Here is a 23582-nt window from a genome sequence, read left to right as displayed (position 1 = left end):
AGGAGAAGCTATGCGGTTAATTATAAAACCCGATTATGATGCCTGTTCCGTATGGGCGGCAGATTATATTTGTAAAAAAATTACGGACTTTGCTCCGGCGGCGTCAAAGCCGTTCGTTCTCGGCCTGCCGACCGGTTCTACTCCGCTCGGTGTCTACAAAGAATTGATTAAACGGCATCGGGAAGGGAGCATTTCGTTTCAGAATGTCGTTACTTTTAATATGGATGAATATGTCGGTTTATCCCCCGACCATCCGCAAAGCTATCACTACTTTATGCATGAAAATTTTTTTAAGCATATCGACATTTCCCCTGTAAACATTCACATTTTAGACGGTATGGCAAAAGATCCTAAAGCGGAATGCAAACAATACGAAGCGGCGATTGCACAATACGGAAAAATTCATCTCTTTATGGGCGGGGTCGGAGCAGACGGGCATATTGCCTTTAATGAACCAGGGTCTTCCCTTTCGTCCCGTACACGGCAGAAAACACTGACTCAGGATACGATTGCGATGAATGCCCGTTTTTTTAACGGTGATACGGCGGCTGTCCCCAAGACAGCGCTGACCGTCGGAATCGGCACCATTACCGCTGCGGAAGAAGTGATGATCCTTGCAACCGGTTATAACAAAGCGCGGGCGGTGCGGCATGCGGTGGAAGGCAGCGTTAATCATATTTGGACGATTTCCGCACTGCAACTGCATCCGCACGCAATCATCGTGTGCGACGAACCGGCAACCGATGAACTCCGCGTTGGAACCGTCCGGTATTTTAAAGATATCGAATCTTCAATTTCAGCAGGTGGAACAAAATAAGCATGCAAAAATCGCTTAAGTTTCAAACCGTTTCTTTTTTTATCATTCTGGCGATTACCGTTGTGCTGGTAGCGCGGGTTTTCCTGCCTTATGCGAGTGTACTGTTATGGTCGGCAATCCTCTATATTATGTTTGGACCGCTGTATCATAAATTGCTGAAAAAGCTGAACGCGGAGTCCCGATGGTTTAAAATGCAGCAGAGAATTATCGCCGCTTCATTTTCGGTTGGTATTATCATAGTGGTTGCCGGAGCTCTCTTCTTTTTCGCCATAAAGTTGATTGGACAGGGGCAGATGTTCGTAAAGAAAATGATGAACTTTTTTGTTACACATCCGCAGTTATTGAGAATGGAAAAAGACGCACCGCTGAACGAATTGGTTATGCAGATTTCGATGGGAACAATCGACCTTTCGGTATTCGATGTAAAAAAAGAGCTGATGAATTTTTTTATTCAATATGCAAATACGATTGTCCGCTATGCGACGAGTATTGCAAAAAATATCGGTAATTTTGTGCTTTCGCTCTTGTTTATGTGCTTTGCGCTCTATTTTCTGTTTATTGACGGGCAATACCTCGCTTCGGTTTTTGTAACGGCTATTCCGATTCAGGTGTCGGAAGGTCAAAAACTAGCGGCAAAGATAAAAGACACTATCACCAATCTTTTTATGGGATACTTTCTCGTTTCGATATGCCAATTTGCAGCAGCGTTTATCGTGTACACAATTTTTCAGGTGGAAGGTGCGTTGCTTTTATCCTTTTTAACCTTTTTCAGCTCATTTTTGCCCTTTTTCGGCTGCGCGTTGGTATGGGTACCGCTTGGGATAGAAATAGTGCTAACGGTCGGTGTACTCAAAGGGATTCTCTTTCTCTGTATCGCAGGTTTTTTTATCAGTTCAGTCGATAACTTTTTACGGCCGATGTTTTTAAAAGACCGCATCCAGATACACCCGCTGCTGATTTTCTTTTCGATACTTGGCGGTATCCGTTTTTTTAAACTGAATGGAATTGTGCTCGGTCCGCTTTTCGTCATTCTCTTGTTTACGCTGATCGACATTGCACGAACTTCGGACAGTACGGATGACACTATGGATATTGAAGAGTAACTTCGAGCTATGAACAATCATCCGCTTTTGAATAATCGGCGTATTGAGCGAGTGCATCCGTTGCTTTCGCCGCAGCAGATGCTTGAAAAAATTCCGGTATCGAATGCCTCATGCCGGACGGTATTAACCGGAAGAAAAGAGGTGGAGGCGATTTTGTCCGGCGCCGATAAGCGGTTTTTATTGATTGCCGGTCCGTGTTCCATCCACGACCCTGTTTCTGCGCTCGATTATGCGAATCGGTTAATGCGTCTACGGATAAAATACCGTGATACCTTTTGCATTATTATGCGGGTGTATTTTGAAAAGCCGCGTACCGGTTTAGGCTGGCGCGGCTTAATTGTAGAACCCGCGCTTGATGGAGTGATTAATATTACCGGCGGGTTGGAAACAGCGCGCAAAACGCTGAGCGCTATTACAGAACTGGGACTGCCGGCCGCTTCGGAGCTGCTCGATCCTATTGTGCCGCAATACACTGCGGATTTTATCAGTTGGGCGTCTATCGGTGCGCGCTCCGCCGAAAGCCAGATACATCGGGAACTTGCTTCGGGGCTGTCGATGCCGGTCGGTTTTAAAAACCCTACCGACGGCGATATCGGTACGGCGATAAACGCGATTGTTTCTGCGCGGGAACCGCATGCCTTTCTCGGTCTCATGCAAAACGGCAGCCCCGCCGTAATGCATACAAGCGGCAACGAATATGCGCACCTCGTATTGAGGGGCAGCGTGCATGGGGCAAACTGCGATAGACGTTCAATAGGAGAAAGCTGCCGTCTGTTGGCAGAACAGGGTATACGGCCGGCGATTTTGATTGACTGTTCGCATGGTAACTCGCAGCGGCAGCCCGAAAAGCAGCGGGACATCCTGCTCGAAAGTCTCCGGCTGAGGCTGGAGGCTCCGCAGATTGAGGCAATCCGCGGCTGTATGCTCGAAAGCTTTATTCAGGCAGGTAGTGTCTCGCCGGAGCAGTGCTCCGAAAAGAGCCAATACGGTAAATCCATTACCGACCCCTGCATGAGCTGGGAAATGACCGAATCGCTTCTCACCGAAGCCGCGGATATATGGACAGGGCAACTGCATTAGAAATATTCCAAGCAGTTGCCTTCCTCTTGTATGAAATTTTGTTAAAAATTTCATACATTTTTTTAAGGAAGGACAAGCGCATCAGACAGATAGATAAAAATCGCAGAAGAATTGAGATCAGACAACCATTTGAGACGCAAAGCGGCGAAACTCTGGTTGGATGGTCTCCATTCTTCTGCGGGGTAGTTAGAAAACGGTCTGATGCGCTTGTCCTGTACTCGGAGATAGTTTTATGAAAAAAATTAAATTGTACACCGACGGAGCATGCTCTCAAAATCCCGGTCCGGGCGGATGGGCATTCGTGATGATTCTCAAAGATACGCAAGGAGAGCAGCCTGAGCAGGAATTGCTGCGGGGTTCAGGCGGAGAAAAAAATTGACTACGAATAACAGGATGGAATTATCCGCCGTTATTCAAGCGCTTACCACCTATCAGGAAAAGATACAGCCCCGCTATGCAGATTGTCAGGTAACCCTGCATACGGATTCTCAATATGTACAGCAGGGGATTTCGTCTTGGATAAAAAAGTGGAAGCTGAACGGATGGAGAACGGCCGACAGAGGAGCGGTGAAGAATCAAGATTTGTGGCAGCAGCTCGATGCGCTTGCTTCTCAACTCAGCATTGAGTGGATGTGGGTAAAGGGGCATGCCGGTAACCGCTACAATGAACTGTGCGACACCCTCGCCGTAGAAGCAGCAAAAAAAGCGAAGTAACCTATCGGGACTTCTAAAAACTGAGACGTTTAGAAAAGCTCTATCATACTTCGCTCATTTTCCGTATCGATTACACAAAAGGGAGGCTTGTATGAAAAACGAAACAACATATCAAGAATTAGCGGATCGTATTGCGGCGGCGAAGCACTGCGTTGCGTTTACAGGCGCCGGAGTCAGCACCTTGTCCGGCATTCGGGATTTTAGGGGGAAGAACGGACTCTATACGCTGCCTGAAACCGATAAGATGTTCGATATAGAAGTATTTAGGGAAACGCCGTCCGTGTACTATCGGCTTGCGAAGGAATTTATCTACGGATTGCCGGAAAAAGAACCGTCAATTGTGCATCAGGTGCTTGCAGGGTTGGAGGCTCGCGGCATATTAAAGGCGCTTATTACGCAAAATATCGACTTATTACATCAGAAAGCCGGAAGCAAGCACGTTATCGAGGTACACGGTTCTCCTTCCCGGCATAGCTGCACGCATTGCTCCTATAGTACAACCTTTGAAGATGTCATCGAGGTTGCCCGCACAGGAGAGGTTCCGCTTTGCCCAAAATGCGGTCATGCATTAAAGCCGGATATTACGTTTTTCGGCGAAGCGCTCCCGTTTGACGCGATAACGGAGGCTCAACAGGAATGCGGCAGGGCGGATCTGTTGCTGGTATTGGGCAGCAGCCTTACCGTCTATCCTGCCGCAGCATTGCCGCAACTGACCCTGCGAGCGGGCGGTGCGGTGGCTATCGTTAACGAACAGCCGACCTATTTTGACGATTACGCAGTTCTCCGCTGCACTGATTTACAGGAATGCTTTGAATATCTTGAACATGCACTGCTTGAATAGTGTGCAGCTTCAATAGGGCTTCTTCTAAAAATCTCAGCATACTTTGGGGTGGATTTTAGTAAACCTGTTCGGAAACTTCCGTTTCTGAACAGGTTACCTTGAAGTGCGATGTTCTAAATCGTAAGTCAATTTATACCACGGATGATGTAAATTGACGATGTCGCTTATTAACGTATGCGCGTTCCGCGCATCAATGCAGCAGTTTCCAAAGTTCACACTTTGTTCAACTGTTGCATTTTAAGGTGCTATTTGTGCGATGCGAGAACTCGTCGACCTATTCGAAAACGAAAGCTTCAGAATAGGTCTAGTATATTGAAAATTTTTTGCTGGTAAAAAACACAAATCGGTGTTATACTATTTTTAAGCTATTATATTTAAAGCTGACAGTGACGAATTTATTGCTGTTAGCTAAGGAGGATGAGATGAAAAAGAGCATTGCGTTATTGCTCGTGTGTCTATGCAGCGTTGCATTTGTTTTTGCAATGGGACAAGGTGACAATTCAAAAGCCGATCCGAATGCGCCGGTAACCCTTTCGGTGTATATGCAGATGGATTTGGCAAACCCCCAATCGGCCTATTGGCCCGAAACCGTCGCTGCATTTGAAAAAAAGTATCCGAATATTAAACTTGAATTCGAGTATGTAAGCGGCGAAGCCTTCCATGATAAGTTCCAGATCATGGCTGCGTCAGGGGATATTCCCGATGTATTCACCACGTACGCGGGTGCCCGCTCAGGCTATGTGCTTGATCGCGGTATGGTAAAAGACCTACGCCCCTATCTGACGGACGATTTAAAGAAACAATACAATTCCACCGTTTGGGCGCCCCAGGGACCGAATGGAGAAATCTACATTATTTCGCAAAATCTTGCGGTATGTACGGTTGTCTATATTAATCCGAAGCTGCAGAAAAAGCTCGGTTTGACCACTCCGAAAACCCTCGACGAAATGATCGCTCAAGTTCCTACTATCAGAGCTGCCGGTTTAACCCCGCTTGCCTTTGCCAATAAAGGTCAGTGGCAGGCTCAGTCGCTCTTGTTATCCATGTTGACAGACCGTATGGCTGGTACCGCATGGTTTGATAAGGCAATGGTTGGAAAGGCAAAATTCTCCGACAAACAGTTTGTCGATGCAATCAACGTGATTAAAACAATGACCGATTCAAAGCTGTTCCCTCCCGGGGTAAACCAGATGGAAGGTACCGCTTCTTGGGGTGAATTTATTGCTGATAAGGCTGTGTATCTTTTGGATGCAGGCTGGCGTATTTCTGCATTAAAGAATGCTGCAAAACCCGAAGACTATGCGCAATATCAGCTGATGGCGTTCCCCGCCATTGCCGGTGAGGTTACACACGGTTCAAGCGCTGCGACAATCGGTGAAGCGTTCGGTATGAATGCAAAATTGACCGGTGCAAAAGCCGATGCTGCATGGAAGTTTATTTCCTTTATGTCCGGTAAAGAAGCGTGCGAAATTTTGACAAAGTACGGTACGACCACTACCTATAAACTTGATCTTTCAAAATTCGATATCGACCAGCTTACAAAGCAATACATCGACCTGATTAATAACCAAAGTATGGGCTATGTTATCGATGCGAAGATGGACAGCGAAGGTGTAAATAGCTTGCTTAACCCCGGTATTCAGGCTGTTATGATCGGGCAAAAGACTCCTGCTCAGCTTGCAAACGAATACGAAGCATGGGTTGCTGCTAACGATTCTCACCGCAAGAAGTAAAATCAAAACCGGAACCCACTGAAATCGTAGGGAATAATGGGTAATTGGTAATGTTTAATGTACAATTAGGCTTACTACCAATTACCCGTTACTATAATTACACATTATCTATTGAAAACATCGCCGCAGCGACCGGTCTCAGCAAGGCAGAGGTAGAAGCGCTTAACTAATGTATAATTAAATTATCAATTACCAATTAAGAATTCATAATTAAGAATTAAGAATTAAATACTAAGGCGGTTTACGGTATATGACCTATTTGCGGCAAAAGCGGACAAGTTATATTTCTTTTATTTTGCCTGCTTTTATTATTTACATCGGTATCATTATCTTTCCCGTGCTGTTCAGCTTTTATTTAAGTTTGACAAAGTGGAAAGGCTACGGAAAAATGGAATTTATCGGGCTTGGGAACTATATCAGAATGTTTACCGATCCCGTGTTCTACATCGGGTTGCGGAATAATATCCTTATTGTATTGATTTCGGTATTGGGACAGATTCCGCTCGGCCTGTTGCTTGCGTATATGCTGTACCGGAAAATGGTAAAACATGCAAACTTTTTTGAAGTGCTGATTTTCTTACCGATAACGATTTCGTCCGTTATCGTTGCGCAGCTGTGGAACCGAATATTTTCTCCTGTTGGCGTCGTTCCTGCAATTATACGCGACCTCACCGGTAATCCCGACTACATTATGACAATATTTGAAGATAAGTATCTTGCGATTGTGCCGATCCTCTTTGTACTGTTGTGGCAGCATACCAGTCTGTATATGGTTATCTTTTTAGCCAACTTGCAGCGGATACCGTACAGCGTTATAGAGGCTGCCCAGCTGGAAGGTGCGCGGGAAGGAACGATTTTTACCCGCCTTATTGCTCCGATGCTCGCAAATGTTATCTTTATCAATACGATCCTTGCAGTTTCGGGCAGTTTTAAGAGTTTTGACCTGATTTATTCGATGACCGGCGGAGGGCCTGCGCACTTTACGGAAGTTATTGCCGTTTATATGTACAATACAACCTTTGTGTTCCAGAATTACGGATACGGCAGTGCGCTAGCCGTTATCATTATTATTTTTACCGTTATAGCCCTGATGATAAGCCGCGCTGTAACAAAACGTTTTGATTACTAGGAGGCTGATATGACGACAAAACAAAATATGCTGCAACAAGCCTCTCATGGGTGGCGAACAAGCGCTTATATTTTGATGCTGACCTTTGCGGTGCTCACACTCTTTCCGCTCATTTGGCTTTTTTATTCATCCTTTAAGCTGAACGCAGAAATTATGGTTCACCCGTTGGCGCTGCCGAAAGCTCCTACCTTTTTTAACTATACCGAATCGTGGGCAAAGGGCGGGTTGGGTATCGCGCTTGTCAACAGTTTTATCTATACCATTACGGCGACCGTTTCGACTATGCTGCTCGCAATGGCAGCCGCTTTCGGATTGACGAAATTCCCTTTTAAATCGGCAAAGATATTTACCTCGATTTTTGCTTTTGGTTTGATGATCAGCGTCCATGCGGTTATTATTCCGCTATTCCAACTGGAAGCAAAACTCGGTATGGTGAATACTCGCTTGGGCGTCATCATTCCATACGTTGCTTTCAACTTGCCGATTTCCATTATGATTGCGATGTCGTATGTGCGGGGTATACCCAATGCGCTCATTGAATCGGCGGAAATAGACGGCGCAAAGTATCGCTACATATTCTGGACGATGATTATGCCGCTCTCCGTTCCCGTCATTGCGACGATGGTTATTCTATCCTTCTTACAGCATTGGAATGAGTTTTTATTCGTGTTCGTCTTTACCACGAAGGCAGCGCTGAAGAGTTTGCCGGTTGCGATTACACAGTTTGCGGGGCGGCTCAACATCGACTATGGTTTACAATATGCATCCCTTATTATCGGTGTGCTTCCGATGATTGTATTTTATATTGTATTCCACGCACAGTTGATTAAAGGCTTTGGGGAAGGGGCGTTAAAGGAATAGCGGCGTTTGTTCTTATTTTTTTTCTTACTTATTGAAGGAGTTTTTAAATGAATAGAAAAAAGCGGGTACTCGTGGGCGGAATGCACCATGAGTCCGATACCTTTAACCCGATTACCACCGGACCCGATGATATTTGGGTCTTACGGGGAAAAGATCTTTTAGAGGGAAAGGGACAAAGTTCCGTGTTCGGTTCGATTGCTACGCTAAAAGAAGCGGGATACGAGGTTATTCCGACGCTTATTGCACGGGCGGTTCCGAACGGTGAATGGGACAAAGATTACTACCTTTCGTTAAAAAAGGAATTCTTGCAGGCGATTAAAGATGCGTTGCCGCTGGATGCGCTGTGTCTTTCCCTGCACGGCTCGATGCGGGTGCGCGAAATCGGAGAGGCGGAAGGCGATTTACTGGAAGATATCCGTAAAATCTGCCCCGACATTCCTATTTTGTCATCGCTTGATATGCACGCAACGATTTCGCAGCGGATGCTCGACTATGTAGACGGCTATGTCGGTTACAAATGCGCCCCGCACACGGACACGTATGAAATCGGCATTCATGCAGCGCGTATGACCATCGACACGTTGGAAAAAGGCATCAGACCGGTTATGTCGGCGGTTAAGATTCCGTTCCTTATCGCAGGCGAGCAGTCGGAAACCAGCGTTGAACCGATGAAAAAGCTGACGACAACATTACGCGAATACGAGAAACAGCCGCACATTATGGCTGCCTCCTACCTACTCGGCTTTCCGTGGGCTGATACCGCCGACAACGGTGTTACGGCGATGGTGGTAACCGACGGAGATAAACAGCTCGCAACAGAAAAGGCACGGGAGCTTGCGCAGTTGTTCTGGGATACCCGAAAAGAATTCTGCTTTTACAACGAAACCCGCGAACCTGCCGACGCTCTTGTCCATGCACGTTCCAGTGTTGAAGCAGGCGTTTATCCGGTAGTGCTTTCCGACTCGGGTGACAACCCGACCGCCGGTTCTTCGCAGGACGTAACTAACTTTTTAAAGGCGATCCTTGCCGATTCCTTCTTAACCTCGTTAAACCCGCCGCTGTGCTATCAGGCTTTTTACGACCCTGCCTTAGTTGCAGCCGCCTTTAAAGCCGGAGAAGGAAACGTTGTAGCGGGGACGCTCGGCGCCGCCTTCGACAAGGAAAAAAGCTCCCCCATTCAGGTAAAAGCGACGGTAAAAAAACTGTGCAAGGCATGGGCTGAGGCACAGAACAGCGATATGGCGCTCTTGGATGTCTGCGGCGTGGATGTGGTCGTAACGTCAAAGCATGTCGGCTGCTATGACCCCGAAATGATGCGGGCGCTCGGCGTCGAACCTACGGAGCGTAAGGTTATCGTTGTCAAGCTCGGCTACCTTGAACCGGAGATCCGCGCCATTGCAAAACGCTCGATGCTCGTGCTCACCGACGGCAGTACCAACGAAGTGTTCTCTCGGCTGCACTACAAATATTTACCGAGTCCGATGTATCCGATGGATAAGGATATGGATTGGCATCCCTTTTGAAATATACGACGCATCTACTGCGTCATACGGTAAAAAAGTGTCCTCAACGTATCAAAGATACGCCTCCGGGTGTTTTTTGTAGTTTCAGAACGGACAGGGATGTCCGTGGTTTCACGCAACAGCGATGTTTTTGCGTGAGTAAAAACTCGCCGTCAGCAAATGTACACGGATATACACTTCTGGACAGTCTATTTTAAAAGGCTTACGGAAAGGCGTATCAGTACCGCCACGGACGGCGGGGGTTCTACGCAAAAGCGATGTTTTTGCGCAGCAAAAACATCGCCGCCAGCGAATGTACACGGCGGTACATTTACCGGCAAGATTTACCTTCTTTCCCGTGCGAAGTGGATGCCGGAAACATCAAGCTGCGGCACTCCTTCCGGTAAGGAGATATCCGTTGCATTCATAGAATCGGCGATTGCTTGAGCCATAGAATCAAGCTCATAGCCCTTATCGGGACTCATCGTTGAAGCAATGGTGATACGTTCGTTGATAATTTCCATATCATCCATGTTCTTTTCGATAAATTCCTGAATAAGGTCACCCGACCGTACTGCCCATGAGCCATTTTCCACAATAGCGATTTTTCTATTCTGTAAGTTCAAAAGCCTCATGTGATCCAAGAACTCATGGATCGGCGGGAAAATGTTCAAGTTATATGTCGGAGAACAAATAACGATATGGCTGAACTTGAATGCTTCGGAAATAAGATACGACACATGGGTGCTCGACGCATCGTATACCGACACATTCGTAATGCCTTTTTCAACAATCTTTGAAGCAAGCGCAAAGGCCGCGGATTCCGTATTTCCGTAAATGGAACCGTACACCAGCAACACGCCTTTTTCTTCCGGCGTGTAGGTTGCCCAGTGCAGGTATTTGTCGAGGATGTAGGGAAAGTTGTCCGCCTCCCATACCAAACCGTGCAGAGAACAGATGTATTTAATCTTAGGTAATAGGTCGAGCTTGAGCACCTTTCCAACAAGGTGCATAACCTCAGGGCCATACTTACCGACGATGTTTGTCAGATAGCGGCGTGCTTCATCCATCCAGTCGCGCGGGTAGTTTACTTCTTTTGCAAAAAGCTTACCGTCAAGTGCGATAAACGAGCCGAACGCATCCGCAGAAAAGAGCACTCCGTTGGTTACATCAAGGGTAACCATAACTTCCGGCCAGTGCACCATCGGCGCTTCAACAAAGGCAATGGTGTGGTCTTCAAAGGTGCGGGTGTCTCCTTCTTTAACGGTATCGGTTTTGTAGTTGTCGGGATCATAGGCGAACTGACGCATCAGCATAAAGCCTTTTTCCGTGGAGATAATTGTCGGCGCCCATTTGTCCAACACGGTGGTTACGGAGGAGGAGTGGTCGCATTCCATGTGGTTTACAACAAGATAGTCAACCTTATCGCGTCCATATTTTTCCAGCAAATAGGCAATATTTTCCATCAGCTGCGGGCAGGATGTCCATTCCGCCGTATCAAATAGGATGGTGCTCTTTTTGTCAAAAAGAAGATATGCGTTGTAGCTCACTCCGAGGGGTATCGGGTGCATATTTTCGAATAATGTTAAGCGGTGATCGTGTCCGCCGACCCACCATACATCTTTTGTAACTTCACGTACATTGTACATAGTAAACTCCTATAAAAACTTTTGTAGGATGTTTGAACATCCGAAAAAGTTTTTAGCCGTGCGCGTTACGCGCACTCGTAAATAATCAAGTTTGCAACGTAAACTTGAGATAAAAAGCGGCGGCGACATTTTAGACGGCGCTTTTTATCAAACTCCTATAAAAACTTTTGTAGGATGTTTGAACATCCGAAAAAGTTTTTAGCCGTGCGCGTTACGCGCACACGTAAATAATCAAGTTTGCAACGCAAACTTGAGATAAAAAGCGGCGGCGACATTTCAGACGGCGCTTTTTATCAAACTCCTTTTTTAGTTGTTGCGGAACGTCAACTTGATAAAGCGGTCTTTCGCTTCGCCGCAGTCGGGACAAGTGAATTCGGGATCCAGATGCTCGAACAAGGTTTCAGGCGGAATATCCGCGTCCTTATTCCCTTCTTCCGGTACATACTTATAGCCGCAGCCCAAACAAACATACTGCGGTCCAATTCGAGACGGACGCGGCACTGGCGCTTTCTTAATCTTCGGATAGGGGAAGGTCAGCTCTTCTTTTGAAAGCGCATTGAGTTCTTCAATTAAGATCGGAATAACTTCTTCCAAATCGCCGACAATACCGTAATCGCAGTGTGAGAAAATCGGCGCTTTCTTACTTTTGTTGATGGCGATAATACGGGAGGCATCTTTAATACCTTTCAAGTGCTGAATAGCGCCGGAAATACCGATCGCAAAATAGAGGTTCCCCTTAAACTTTTGTCCGGACATACCGACATACCGCTGCACCGGAACATACTTTAAGGTTTCCGCTGCGGGGCGGGAAGAACCGATGGAAGCGCCTGCTGCTTTTGCCAAGTCTTCTATTAAGTGCCACGTCTCTTTGTCTTTTACACCGCGACCGCCTGAAACACCAATCGGCGCCATCGCCATCAGTGAATTGATATCCACATCTTTGTAGAACTTAAAACGTTCAACTTCAACCAACTGCTGAACCAGTTTGTGAACCTTCTCTTTCATCGTATCGCCGTCGGGGAAGATACGTTTGCGCATGCCGGTAATACCGATTTTCGGATCACCTTTTAGTCGAGCTACTGCCATTTCATACTCCTATAAAAACTTTATCATTTCGTGCGCGGAACGCGCACATATATCATCTGCAAGTTTACATGAGCAAACTTGACGTGTTTTTCAGCGGTGCAAACGGCGCCGCTGAAAATAAACCTTCTTTAAAAATGTGTGTTGTTGATTTACCGGTTTGCCTTACCGAGTTTTCCCAATATCTTCGATGCAATAACGAGCCGTTGGATTTCGTTGGTGCCTTCGTAGATGGTGGTAATCTTGGCATCGCGATACATCTTTTCTACCGGAATGCCTTTGATAAAGCCTGAGCCGCCATGGATTTGGAGCGCTGCATTCACCACTTCAAGCGCGATATCCGATGCATACATTTTTGCCATCGCGGAATCAAGGCCGTAATCCTCGTGGTTTTCTTTCTTTTCCGCAGCTTTGTAGATCAGAAGGCGGGCTGCTTCGATTTTTGTCAGCATATCAGCAAGCTTAAATGCGAGGTTCTGCTGAGCGCCGATCGGTTTACCGAACTGTTCGCGGGTGCGTGCATATTTTACCGCTTCTTCATACGCGCCTTGTGCAATACCGAGCGCTTGCGCTGCGATACCGATACGGCCGCCGTCGAGGGTTTTCATAGCGATTTTGAAGCCTTCACCCTCTTTACCGAGCAAGCGGTCATGAGGAATCGTTACTTCATTGAAGATCAGCTCTGCAGTTGCGGAAGTACGGATACCGAGTTTGTCATAGTGTTCACCGAATTCAAAACCCTCATCGCCTTTTTCCACGATGAATGCACTGATCCCCCTTGTTCCGGGAACATCGGGATTTGCAGCAAATACAACATAGGTGTCAGCCTTGGGCGCATTGGTAATGAAAATCTTTGAACCGTTCAGAATGTAATTGCTGCCGTCATCGATATACTCGGTTTCGGTACCGCCGGCATCGCTGCCCGCATTGGGTTCCGTTAGGCCGAATGCACCGATTTTCTCGCCCTTTGCAAGCGGTATTAAATATTTCTGCTTTTGAGCTTCCGTTCCGAATTCTGCAATCGGATATGCGCCTAAAGACGTATGTGCTGAGCAGATAACACCGATACCGCCGTCCACGCGGGAAAGCTCTTCAACAACGATTGCGTAGCTGATAACATCAAGCCCCGCTCCGCCGTAATCCTTGGAATAGGGAATGCCGAGCCACCCGTGAGCGGCCATCTGCTTTACCTGATCTTCCATCCACGCATCTTCAACAGGGCCGCGATCTTTTTCGAGTACGATCGGTTTTACTTCTTTTTCAGCCCATTCGCGAACCTGCTTGCGCAACGCTTCGTGTGCTTCTGTCGTTTTGAATAACATGATTTACCTCCTGTCAAGTATTCACTTTTTGCTATTCGGAGAGTCCCTAAAAACCGGTAATGATTTTAGAGAGTTTCTTCATTGTGTATATGCCGCTTCATTTCATGTAAATAATAAAGCTGCACTTCATTCCTAATTTCTATTTTAAAGCAGGTATAAAAGATTTGTCAATGAGAAAATTAAGAATTGTTCTTATTTTTTAAAGCTGAGAGATTAGAGCATCTGCAAAAAACTCAAGTTTTTTAGAGATCTCTATAAAATCTTTCCCATTTTGTTTCTTTTCTTTCTCAATAAGGCAAAAAAAACGCCGAAAATCATAAAGACGAGAGTTTATCTATTATTTATCTATATAGAGGCAAATTGGAGGTTCAATATATGCAAACACTTGATGTCCAGAACGATATGCAGCCGGTCAATTACACGGATGCGGTACAGTCAAGTAATCAGGATAAAAAAAATGCAAAAGAACCTGATGTGAAGGGCTCATCCTTTATCGATATAATACAAAAACTGATGGCGGAGGAGACTGACAGCCGTACTGCGGGAGACGAAAAAATATCCGGCAATGCAGCGTCGGCTCAAGAAGCGTCGGAACAGACCGAGCGTAAAAAAAATGCTGCGGCACAAACCGAATTATCCCGGTTAAAGAACAAAGCCGGAAAGCAAAGTGATCCGCGTGCACAACACCTTGCCGAAGCAGATGCACGGGAAGGGGAGGCCGCCGAAGCGCTTGCAGACGCGGACGTTTTGCGTGCCTTTGAAGACGGATTCGATGTAAAGAATGCGCTTGAAAACGGCGCGGATAAGCAGCTTCAAACTTCGATGTTTGCTCAAGCGGAGCCGGATGCCGTGCCTGAGGGAGCCGCTTTACTCTCTGCCGAAGAAGCTCAGCAGTTGAAAAAACAGAAAAACGGCAAAGCGGAATCCGGCTTGGCTGTAGGTATATCGGCTTCCGGCACGGCAGAGCTGTCCGGAAAGCAGAAGAAAAATGCTGATGAGCCCGCCGCGGATAGCGCTCTCGAAAAAAGCACAAAGGCGCAGCAGGTAAAACAGCACAAACCGGTGTTTACTATTATAGATGAGCGCACGGTGAATGCCGCTCCGGTTACTGCGGACGGTTCCGTACACGAAGCGGGCGCCGCCGTGCGGGTTACCAATGCGCCGTCGGTTGATATGGCGGCAGACTTTCGCAGTATGACGGCTGGTTTGGGCACCGCTGCAAACGGTACACAGACAGCGCAGGAGAGCGGCGCACCGAGTTTTGCCTCGTTGGTTGCGCAGCAGGTGCAGGATATGGCGCCCGACTTTGTGCAGGCAGGGCGGATTGTATTGCAGGATAACAACGCAGGTGTCATCCGCTTGCAAATGCAACCCGCGCATCTCGGTAATGTCAGGATCAATTTGGAATTGGCTGGCGGTAAAAAAATCGTTGGGAAGATTATCACGGGATCAAAAGAAGCGTACGAAGCGTTTAAAGAAAGCATCGAACAGCTTGCAAAAGCCTTTGAACAGGGCGGATTCGCGAGTGCGCAATTCGATGTCAGCTGGTCGGGCGAAGGCGGCGGCCGGCAATTCGATGGCAAGAACGGTCAATTTAATGAATTATTTGCACAAAATGACCGGCTTGAGGTAATGCAGGGCAATCGTTATGCCGATACTGAAACTGTCTACGCATTCGGGCAAGATCAAGCAGTGAATGTATTTGCGTAAAATGGGAGATAAAGAGATATGAACATCAGTACGGTAGCGCAAGGAAACGGAGTTCCGATGCCTTCTTTTGAAATGAGTCCGGAAGAAAAAGCCCTGCTCAACATGGAAGTTGACACAATCAATAAACAGAATTTTCCGGAAGGGCGAAAGCCGAAGCAGGAGCTGGGAAAAGACGATTTTCTGCAACTACTCGTAGCGCAGCTGACTCATCAGGATCCCACCAGCCCGCTGGAAGACACTCAGTTTGTCGCTCAGATGGCGCAGTTCACGTCGCTTGAGCAGTTGACAAACATGAACCAGAGCTTCGGAACTTTGAATAGACTGATCGGAGATTCTTCGGCGGTCAATGTGGTCGGCAAACAAGTTGATATCGAACAGAGCAGCGGTACCGTTTCGGGAACTATTACGGCTGCAACCCGCGGCGAGAATCCGCAGGTACAGGTTAACGGCAAATGGTATGCATGGTCGGACGTACAAACCGTCTATGCAAATAACTAAACTATATAATAGAAGAGAGGAGATACAGATATGATGCGGTCATTATTTTCCGGCGTTTCCGGAATGCAGAATCACCAAACAAGAATGGATGTTATCGGTAACAATATTGCAAACGTAAACACGACCGGTTTTAAGCGCGGACGGGTTAATTTTCAGGATTTGATTTCTCAGCAGTTGAGCGGCGCTTCCCGTCCGAACGAAGAAGTCGGCGGTGTGAACCCGAAAGAAGTCGGCCTCGGTGTTATGGTTGCGAGTATCGACACCGTGCATACGCAGGGCGCTTTGCAGTCAACCGGTATCAATACCGATATCGCGGTGCAGGGAAACGGTTTCTTCGTACTCAAGTCGGGTGAAAAGAGCTTTTATACCCGCGCCGGAGCCTTCGGTGTCGATAAAGACGGTACGATGGTGAACCCCGCAAACGGTATGCGTGTTCAGGGCTGGATGGCGCAGGAAGTAGACGGTACCCGCCTTATCAACACCTCCGCACAGACGGAAGACCTCATTATCCCAATCGGGCAGAAGATCGACGCCCGTGCGACTACCTCGGTGAACTACGCCTGTAATCTCGACAAGCGGCTTCCGGAATTACCCGAAAACGCGAACCGCGCACAAGTGTTGGAATCGACATGGACAACCGAGTTCAAAGTATACGACACTTTCGGCGAAACCCACGAACTGAATTTAAGTTTTTCGCGCGTTCCGGGCACTCAAAACCAGTGGCTCGCGACGGTCAATGTTGACCCTGAAAATGCGGAAGCAACGGCAACGCGCACGGGTGTCGGCACCACCGAAGGAACCGGCAACACGTTTACCGTTACCTTCGACAACTACGGACACCTTGCTTCGGTTACCGATACGGCAGGAAATGCCTCCGCTGAAGCAGGGCAAGTACTCGTGCAGGTTTCCTATAACGTTCCCGGTGCAACAGCCGGTGAAGACGGCGCTCCTGTCCGCCATACCTTCGATATTAACCTAGGAGAGATCGGTACTTCACGCAATACAATTACCCAATTCGCAGAACGCAGCACCACTAAAGCTTACGAACAGGACGGATACGCGATGGGCTATCTTGAAAACTTCAAGATTGATCAGAGCGGTATTATCACCGGTGTGTACTCCAACGGAGTAAGCAATGAGATCGGTCAGCTTGCAATGGCGGGCTTTGCAAACCAAGGCGGTTTGGAAAAGGCCGGTGAAAATACCTATATTCAGTCGAATAACTCCGGTATTGCGAACATTACCACTTCGGGCGTTATGGGAAAGGGCAAGCTGATTGCCGGTACCCTCGAAATGAGTAATGTCGATTTAACCGATCAGTTTACCGATATGATTATTACGCAGCGCGGGTTCCAAGCAGGGGCAAAAACTATTCAAACTTCGGATACAATGCTTGAAACCGTATTGAATTTGAAGCGGTAATAAGGTAATATGAAGGATACATTATGGTAAAGGTTACGCGGCTTAACGGTACACAGTATTGGATAAATCCTCATCAGATTGAAACGATAGACTGTAATCCCGATGTAACGTTGCACATGCTATCGGGCAAAAGTTTTGTGATAAAAGAAACGCCCGACGCGCTGATCGACGCTATTGTCGCGTACCGCAGATGTATCGGTATCTTTAAAAACGAAATGTAAGGGAGCTGTCTTAAGTTATGGATATAGCATCATTTATAGGTATATTCGGCGGTATCGCTGTCGTTATGTTCGGCGCTTTTATGGGAAGCTCGCTCGGCGGACTTATCGACGTTCCTTCGATGTTCATCACGATCGGCGGTTCGTATATGTGTTTGTTCTTAACCTATCCGCTTTCTTACGTTATCGGTATTTTCAAGGTTATGGGCAGGGTGTTCAAAGTTGCCGACTATAAAGAGAAAGAAATGGTACAAAAACTCGTCGCCTTGTCCGAAAAAAGCCGCCGTACCGGTCTTTTGGCTCTGGAAGAAGAAATTCAGGATTTTGAAGATGATTTTCTTCGCACCGGACTGCGCAATGTTATCGACGGTATCGACGGAGCTGCCATTCGTGTGTCGATGGAAAATGAATTGACACAGATGGAAGAGCGGCACAATAAATGGATTTCATTAGTAAACGCATGGGCGACACTGGCGCCCGGCTTCGGAATGTTGGGAACGGTTATCGGTCTTATCGGTATGTTGTTGAACATCGAAGATAAGAGTTCGTTAGGTCCGAACATGGCAGTTGCGTTGGTTACGACGTTTTACGGTTCTATGATGGCAAACTGGCTGCTCATTCCTATCGCTTCCAAACTTTCATACCAGAATAATCTGGAAGTACGCTCAAAGGAAATGATTATCGAAGGAATCCTTGGTATTCAATCGGGCGATCACCCGCGTATCCTTGCACAGCGATTGCTGACGTATCTTGATCCTAAAGACCGAAAGGTTTTGGAAGCTGAACTGATAAGGGATTAGTTCATGGCACGGAAAAAGAAAGGCGCAAATGCGCCCGGTAGCGGATGGCTGACAACGTATGGCGATATGGTTACGCTGATGCTCTGTTTCTTCGTTATGTTGTACGAGCCGAGCGAAGTAGATATAACCCGCTTACAGGCGTTATCGGCATCTATCAGCGGCGATCCTACCGGCGGTTCCATCTCGTTGTCGGCTGGTAAACTTGCCGACCTCGGCAATACTATCAGTTCAATGCCGTCTATGGAAAAAAGGAAAATTGCTCGGAACCGCCTTAAAAAAAGGCTGTGTCGATTTTTGCACCTGAAATAAAGACCACTAAGCTTGCTGTTACCAGCGATGAACGCGGTGTTGTTATTTCGCTTGCAGCTGATGCCTTTTTTGCACGAAACAGTGCGGAATTGAATATCGAAGAAAGCCGCGAAACATTATTGAAAATTGCGCAGTTTTTATCCGATAAAGAATTAGCGGCTCGACGTTTCCGTATCGAAGGACATACGGATTCAAGCGATGCGCTTGCGGGAAAGTGGACAAGCAACTGGGAACTGTCAGCTGCCCGCGCAATCAACGTATTGCATAATTTGACTGACTTCGGTGTACAGGAAGATAAGTTTTCCATTGCCGGCTATGCAGATACTCGTCCTGTCTATTCCAACGAGACTGCAGAAGGGCGCGCATATAATAGACGGGTTGATATTATCATTTTGGATGATGCACATTTTTAGTGCTTCCCTAAAGATTTACTTGAAGAGAGAGGAGTAACCACAATGGCTGACGAGCATACAAATTTGACTGATGAACACGGAATGGATGAAAACATCGGTGTCGATAATCCGGTAAAAGCTAAAAAAGCGGGGCTTATTCCGACGCTTCTGAAATACATTGCCATCGTACTCGCTGCTTTGATTTTTATCGTGACGGTTGTCGTTATTACGGTTAATCTGATGTCAAAGCGGGGACAGTCCCAGTCCGAATATCCTATTGCGGAGGAATACCGCGACTCGCGTGAAATGCTGCAATATTATTCTGCGATCGGTGCGGTAAAGACATTTACTAAAGATGTTACGCCGGGTACCGTTGTGGTTAACGTCGAGCTTGGATACCCGCAGAACGATAAGACAACTTCGCAGGAACTGACAGCACGGTTGGTTGAGTTGAAGGATTTTCTTCGCGGTTATTTCCAAAGTAAGACGATTGCGGAACTGAAACAGGAAGAGAAGATTAAAATCGAAATCCGTAATCAAATCAATGACAATATACTATCAAAGTCGAAGATAAAAGCGGTTGCTTTTACTCAATATGATATTATAGAACAATAGGGATTGTATGACTGAAGTATTATCGCAGGACGAAATAGACCAGCTTCTCACTGCAATCAGCTCGGGGGATACCGAAGCGGAAGAGTTTAGACCGGTTAATGATACGCGTAAAATCAAAATTTACGATTTTAAACGGCCGGATAAATTCTCTAAGGAGCAGATGCGTACCGTTTCAATTATGCACGAAACCTTTGCGCGTTTGACTACCACCGCTCTTTCTGCTCAGCTGCGGAGTATGGCGCACGTACACGTTGCCTCTGTCGATCAGCTGACGTATGAAGAGTTTATCCGTTCAATCCCTACGCCGACCACGCTGGCCGTAATTAACATGGATCCGCTGAAAGGGAATGCCGTTTTGGAAATAGACCCTTCCGTTACCTTCTCTATCATCGACCGTCTTTTCGGCGGTACGGGACAAGGTACGATGGTGCAGCGGGAATTAACCGACATCGAAGCCTCCGTTATGGAAGGGGTTATCGTTCGTATCTTGGCGAATATGCGCGAGGCATGGACGCAGGTTATCGATTTACGTCCCCGCTTGGGACAGATTGAAACAAACCCGCAGTTTGCGCAGATTGTACCTCCTTCCGAAATGGTTGTTTTGGTTACGCTTGAAACAAAAGTCGGCGAAGAAGAAGGAATGATGAACTTCTGTATTCCCTATATCACGATAGAACCGATTATTTCAAAACTTTCCAGCCAGTTCTGGTTCTCGTCGGTGCGCAGAAGTTCAACAACTCAGTACATGGGCGTACTGAAAGAAAAGCTGTCTACGGTAGATATGGATGTCGTCGCCGAAGTAGGTTCGCTAAAACTGCCGGTACGGGATGTACTCAATCTTCGTGCGGGTGATGTGGTACGGCTTACCGATACAAGGGTAGGGCATCCGTTTACGCTGAGCGTCGGCAGCAGAAAGAAATTCTGGTGTCAGCCCGGCGTTGTGGGAAATAAAGTTGCCGTACAGATATTGGAAAAGATTGAGGATATCAATCAGGATGAATTTGAAGAGCTAAGTGCTGATCAGGAGGAATTATATGAGTGATGGGTCCATTTCTCAGAATGAAATAGATGCGTTGTTGTCGGGTATGGGCGGTTCTACCGGCGCGCCTACAGACGGAGCGCTTACACCGGCACGTCAAGAAGCATTACAGAAGTTTTTTGACGGGAATGTTCCCGCACTCTCCGCAAATCTGGATTCGATGACAGGTAAAACCGTATCGATATCTAATCCTGTTGTCGAGCTGAGTAACCGTGAAGCCTTTTTGCAGAAAGTGCCGGATATGGCAGTTGCCGTTACCATTGATTTTGACGGTGCGCTGACGGGTGATCACTTGTTTGTGTTGGCTCCCGAATTTGCGGAAAAGCTGGTAAGCCTCGTAAATAATGAAGAAAGTGTTACGATTGACGACATGGCTCTTTCCGTTATCAGTGAGACTATTGCACAATATGTTGGAAAGGAAATCAGTGCATTTGACGGTGAAGATATTAAAGGCGTTACCAATATGCCGGCCGAAGCTCATCATGTGCCTAAGGCAATGGTACGGCTTTCGCAGGACTTTGCACTTTTAACATATTCGGTTACAATTGACGATACAGCCTTCAATTTATGGGAGATTATCGCAAAAAAGACGGCAGAGCAAATTGCCGATAAATTGAATAAAACGGAGAGCGCTTCGCAGGTAACACCTGTGCAGCCTATTTCGCCGCAACCTGCTCCTGAGCAAGGAAGTACAATGGGGGCAATGAATATGCCGATGAACGGAATGAATGGAATGCCGCAGATGGGGCAGCAACCGATGGGTATGGGAATGCAAATGCAGGGTGGAGCGCCGGTTCAAGGCGGAATGGTGATGCCCGGCATGAACCCGAATGTGCAGTCCGTACAATTTTCTCCCCTGTTAAACGGAGTAACCGAATCGGAACAGGGAAATATCGGACTGATTATGGACGTGTTCATGGAAATGACCGTCGAACTCGGCCGTACCCGCAAAATGATTAAAGAAATTTTGAGCATGGGTGAAGGGCATATTATCGAATTGGATAAGCTTGCCGGTGAACCGGTGGATATATTAGTTAATCATAAACCGATTGCAAAAGGAGAAGTTGTCGTTATCGATGAAAATTTCGGTGTTCGCGTTACCGAAATTTTGTCGCCGGCTGAACGCATTAGCGACACATAGCCGATTTGCAAATAGCCGATTCTTTTAGAGGTGTCCTTTTGCGGTACGGAGAGTGTAACCGGCTGCTTCTAAGAGACGGCTTGACTGGGTATTGGGTGGGGAATATGTCTAAAGACACATATAGAATAATACTGGTCTCTTTTTTTTTGATATGCAGCGCTCTGTGTGCGTTTGCGGATAACGGAACAGCAGAAACCGGTAATTCCGCGTCTTCTGAGTCAGCTCCGGCAGAAACAGGGATCGTTTTACAAGCGGATGAATCGGCTTTTCCGGTGCAAGATGTACCTGCGCCGCGGGCTTCAAGAAGTTCAACTGTTTCAATGTTGCTTCAGCTGATTATATCGCTGGCGGTCGTATGTGCGCTTATTTACGGGGTGCTGTATTTTATCCGACGTTCAAAGCAATTTACCGCCGCTGATGATCCTTTCTTAAAAAATGTTGCAAGTTTACCGCTTGCTCCTAATAAAACCCTCTACATTGTAACTCTTATTGATAAAGCCTATTTGATCGGTGCATCGGATGCGTCGCTGTCGCTGATCGCGGAAATCACCGATAAAGAACTCATCGATGCGATGAACCTGCACGCGGCGCGGACGGCCGGTCCCAAGCAGAGTTTCAGCTCATTACTGCACACCTTTTTCCCTGCGGCAAAACCCAAAGAAGCGGATGCGAATCCCTTCGATTCATTTTTAGCCAGGCAGCGGGGGCGTTTGCAAAACTCAGGCGCAGCGCAGGCAAACGGAACTCCGCAAGAGACGGAAACCGGCGGCGCGGGGAGGGACGGGCAATGAAAAAGCTCGTGCTGTGTATTTCATGCATTTGCCTGTTTTGTATTCCGGTAACACTGTCCGCGCAGAGTAATACCGGTACATCGCAGACCGGACGTACCGAAATAGGCGCCACTCGTCAGGCGGGGACTATCCCCTTTGTTAACCTGAATATCCGCGAACCTCAAAATAATCGGGAAGTAGCCTTTTCCATTCAGCTGCTCCTGTTAATAACGCTGATCACCCTTGCGCCGAGTATTCTCCTTTTAATGACCTCGTTCTTGCGGCTCAGTATTGCACTCGACTTTATTAAGCGCGCGCTGTCGCTGCAGCAGGTGCCGCCGACGCAGGTGCTCAACGGTATTGCGCTTTTTCTGACAATTTTTATCATGTGGCCGACCTTTACGGACATATACAATAAGTCCTTTAAACCGATGGCGGACGGGCAAATCAATATCGAAACCGCCTATACCGAAGCGGAAAAACCGTTGCGTCTTTTTATGTATAAGCAGATGGCGCATGATCCCTCTCATATCAGACTCTGTATGTCGCTTGCCCGTATGGATAAGCCTAATACGCTCGCCGATGTTCCTACGCATGTGTTAATCCCTGCATTTATCCTGCACGAGCTGACTGTCGCTTTCCAGATCGGTATCTTCCTCTATCTGCCGTTTATCATTATCGACATGGTTGTCGCGAGTATCCTGATGTCGATGGGTATGATTATGTTGCCGCCGGTACAGATTTCCATGCCGTTTAAGCTGATCTTATTCGTACTGGTGGACGGTTGGAATTTATTGGTTGGTCAGCTCTTTCAGTCGTTCTTGTAGAAGTAAA

Annotated in this window: 21 protein-coding genes and 2 pseudogenes; 20 read left to right on the top strand and 3 right to left on the bottom strand. The window is 47.1% G+C overall.

Annotated features, from left to right (window positions below; translation table 11 throughout):
• Positions 1-10 precede the first annotated feature (10 nt).
• The 9 genes and pseudogenes from nagB (at position 11) to GWP40_RS09770 (ending at position 9801) form a co-directional block, all read left to right on the top strand.
• Positions 11-817, top strand: coding sequence for a glucosamine-6-phosphate deaminase (nagB, locus tag GWP40_RS09810; protein ID WP_212565183.1), 807 nt, complete (start codon positions 11-13; stop codon positions 815-817).
• A 2-nt stretch (positions 818-819) separates the two neighbouring features.
• Positions 820-1920, top strand: a complete 1101-nt coding sequence (locus tag GWP40_RS09805; RefSeq protein WP_212565182.1) for an AI-2E family transporter — start codon at positions 820-822, stop codon at positions 1918-1920.
• A gap of 9 nt (positions 1921-1929) precedes the next feature.
• Positions 1930-3000, top strand: a complete 1071-nt coding sequence (locus GWP40_RS09800) for a 3-deoxy-7-phosphoheptulonate synthase (protein ID WP_212565181.1) — start codon at positions 1930-1932, stop codon at positions 2998-3000.
• A 232-nt stretch (positions 3001-3232) separates the two neighbouring features.
• Positions 3233-3714: pseudogene (rnhA, locus tag GWP40_RS09795) on the top strand (ribonuclease HI).
• Between the two features lie 91 nt (positions 3715-3805).
• Positions 3806-4555 carry a Sir2 family NAD-dependent protein deacetylase gene (locus GWP40_RS09790; RefSeq protein WP_212565180.1) on the top strand — a complete coding sequence of 250 codons (750 nt, stop codon included), beginning with the start codon at positions 3806-3808 and terminating at the stop codon, positions 4553-4555.
• Between the two features lie 422 nt (positions 4556-4977).
• Positions 4978-6288, top strand: a complete 1311-nt coding sequence (locus GWP40_RS09785) for an ABC transporter substrate-binding protein (protein ID WP_212565179.1) — start codon at positions 4978-4980, stop codon at positions 6286-6288.
• 250 nt (positions 6289-6538) lie between these two features.
• Positions 6539-7417, top strand: a complete 879-nt coding sequence (locus GWP40_RS09780) for a carbohydrate ABC transporter permease (protein ID WP_212565178.1) — start codon at positions 6539-6541, stop codon at positions 7415-7417.
• Between the two features lie 9 nt (positions 7418-7426).
• Positions 7427-8278, top strand: coding sequence for a carbohydrate ABC transporter permease (locus GWP40_RS09775; protein ID WP_212565177.1), 852 nt, complete (start codon positions 7427-7429; stop codon positions 8276-8278).
• Between the two features lie 47 nt (positions 8279-8325).
• Positions 8326-9801, top strand: coding sequence for a M81 family metallopeptidase (locus GWP40_RS09770; protein WP_212565176.1), 1476 nt, complete (start codon positions 8326-8328; stop codon positions 9799-9801).
• Positions 9802-10124: 323 nt separating this feature from the next.
• On the opposite strand, the gene GWP40_RS09765 is transcribed toward GWP40_RS09770, so the two are convergent.
• From GWP40_RS09765 to GWP40_RS09755, 3 genes are all read right to left on the bottom strand, one after another.
• Positions 10125-11429 (bottom strand): FprA family A-type flavoprotein, encoded by a 1305-nt coding sequence (locus tag GWP40_RS09765; RefSeq protein WP_212565175.1) that lies wholly within the window; start codon positions 11427-11429, stop codon positions 10125-10127.
• A gap of 306 nt (positions 11430-11735) precedes the next feature.
• Positions 11736-12515, bottom strand: a complete 780-nt coding sequence (locus GWP40_RS09760) for an FAD-binding protein (RefSeq protein ID WP_212565174.1) — start codon at positions 12513-12515, stop codon at positions 11736-11738.
• Positions 12516-12664: 149 nt separating this feature from the next.
• Positions 12665-13834, bottom strand: a complete 1170-nt coding sequence (locus GWP40_RS09755; RefSeq protein ID WP_212565173.1) for an acyl-CoA dehydrogenase family protein — start codon at positions 13832-13834, stop codon at positions 12665-12667.
• 375 nt (positions 13835-14209) lie between these two features.
• Between GWP40_RS09755 and GWP40_RS09750 the strand changes: the two genes are divergently transcribed.
• The 11 genes and pseudogenes from GWP40_RS09750 to fliP all read left to right on the top strand — a co-directional run bounded on the left by GWP40_RS09750 (position 14210) and on the right by fliP (position 23575).
• Positions 14210-15544 (top strand): flagellar hook-length control protein FliK, encoded by a 1335-nt coding sequence (locus GWP40_RS09750; protein ID WP_212565172.1) that lies wholly within the window; start codon positions 14210-14212, stop codon positions 15542-15544.
• Between the two features lie 18 nt (positions 15545-15562).
• On the top strand, positions 15563-16042 hold the full coding sequence (gene flgD, locus GWP40_RS09745; RefSeq protein WP_212565171.1) for a flagellar hook assembly protein FlgD: 480 nt from the start codon (positions 15563-15565) through the stop codon (positions 16040-16042).
• A gap of 30 nt (positions 16043-16072) precedes the next feature.
• Positions 16073-17464, top strand: a complete 1392-nt coding sequence (gene flgE / locus GWP40_RS09740) for a flagellar hook protein FlgE (protein WP_016523500.1) — start codon at positions 16073-16075, stop codon at positions 17462-17464.
• Positions 17465-17487: 23 nt separating this feature from the next.
• Entirely contained in the window at positions 17488-17685 is a 198-nt protein-coding gene (locus GWP40_RS09735; protein ID WP_016523501.1) for a flagellar FlbD family protein, read from the top strand.
• A 17-nt stretch (positions 17686-17702) separates the two neighbouring features.
• Positions 17703-18482 carry a motility protein A gene (locus GWP40_RS09730; protein ID WP_212565170.1) on the top strand — a complete coding sequence of 260 codons (780 nt, stop codon included), beginning with the start codon at positions 17703-17705 and terminating at the stop codon, positions 18480-18482.
• Between the two features lie 3 nt (positions 18483-18485).
• Positions 18486-19204: pseudogene (gene motB / locus GWP40_RS09725) on the top strand (flagellar motor protein MotB).
• Positions 19205-19246: 42 nt separating this feature from the next.
• Entirely contained in the window at positions 19247-19798 is a 552-nt protein-coding gene (locus GWP40_RS09720; RefSeq protein ID WP_212565169.1) for a flagellar basal body-associated FliL family protein, read from the top strand.
• A 7-nt stretch (positions 19799-19805) separates the two neighbouring features.
• On the top strand, positions 19806-20840 hold the full coding sequence (gene fliM / locus GWP40_RS09715) for a flagellar motor switch protein FliM (protein WP_016523505.1): 1035 nt from the start codon (positions 19806-19808) through the stop codon (positions 20838-20840).
• On the top strand, positions 20833-21978 hold the full coding sequence (gene fliN / locus GWP40_RS09710; RefSeq protein WP_212565168.1) for a flagellar motor switch protein FliN: 1146 nt from the start codon (positions 20833-20835) through the stop codon (positions 21976-21978). Before fliM ends, fliN begins: the two co-directional genes overlap by 8 nt.
• 104 nt (positions 21979-22082) lie before the next feature.
• Positions 22083-22769 carry a FliO/MopB family protein gene (locus GWP40_RS09705; RefSeq protein WP_212565167.1) on the top strand — a complete coding sequence of 229 codons (687 nt, stop codon included), beginning with the start codon at positions 22083-22085 and terminating at the stop codon, positions 22767-22769.
• Positions 22766-23575 (top strand): flagellar type III secretion system pore protein FliP, encoded by an 810-nt coding sequence (fliP, locus tag GWP40_RS09700; protein WP_212565166.1) that lies wholly within the window; start codon positions 22766-22768, stop codon positions 23573-23575. The genes GWP40_RS09705 and fliP overlap by 4 nt, the downstream gene beginning before the upstream one ends.
• Positions 23576-23582: the final 7 nt, after the last annotated feature.

This window comes from Treponema vincentii (genome assembly GCF_018336815.1).
In the GTDB taxonomy this organism is placed as follows: Bacteria; Spirochaetota; Spirochaetia; order Treponematales; family Treponemataceae; genus Treponema.
Note: the sequence above shows the minus strand (reverse complement) of the source record. Positions and strands in the feature narration are given on the sequence as shown.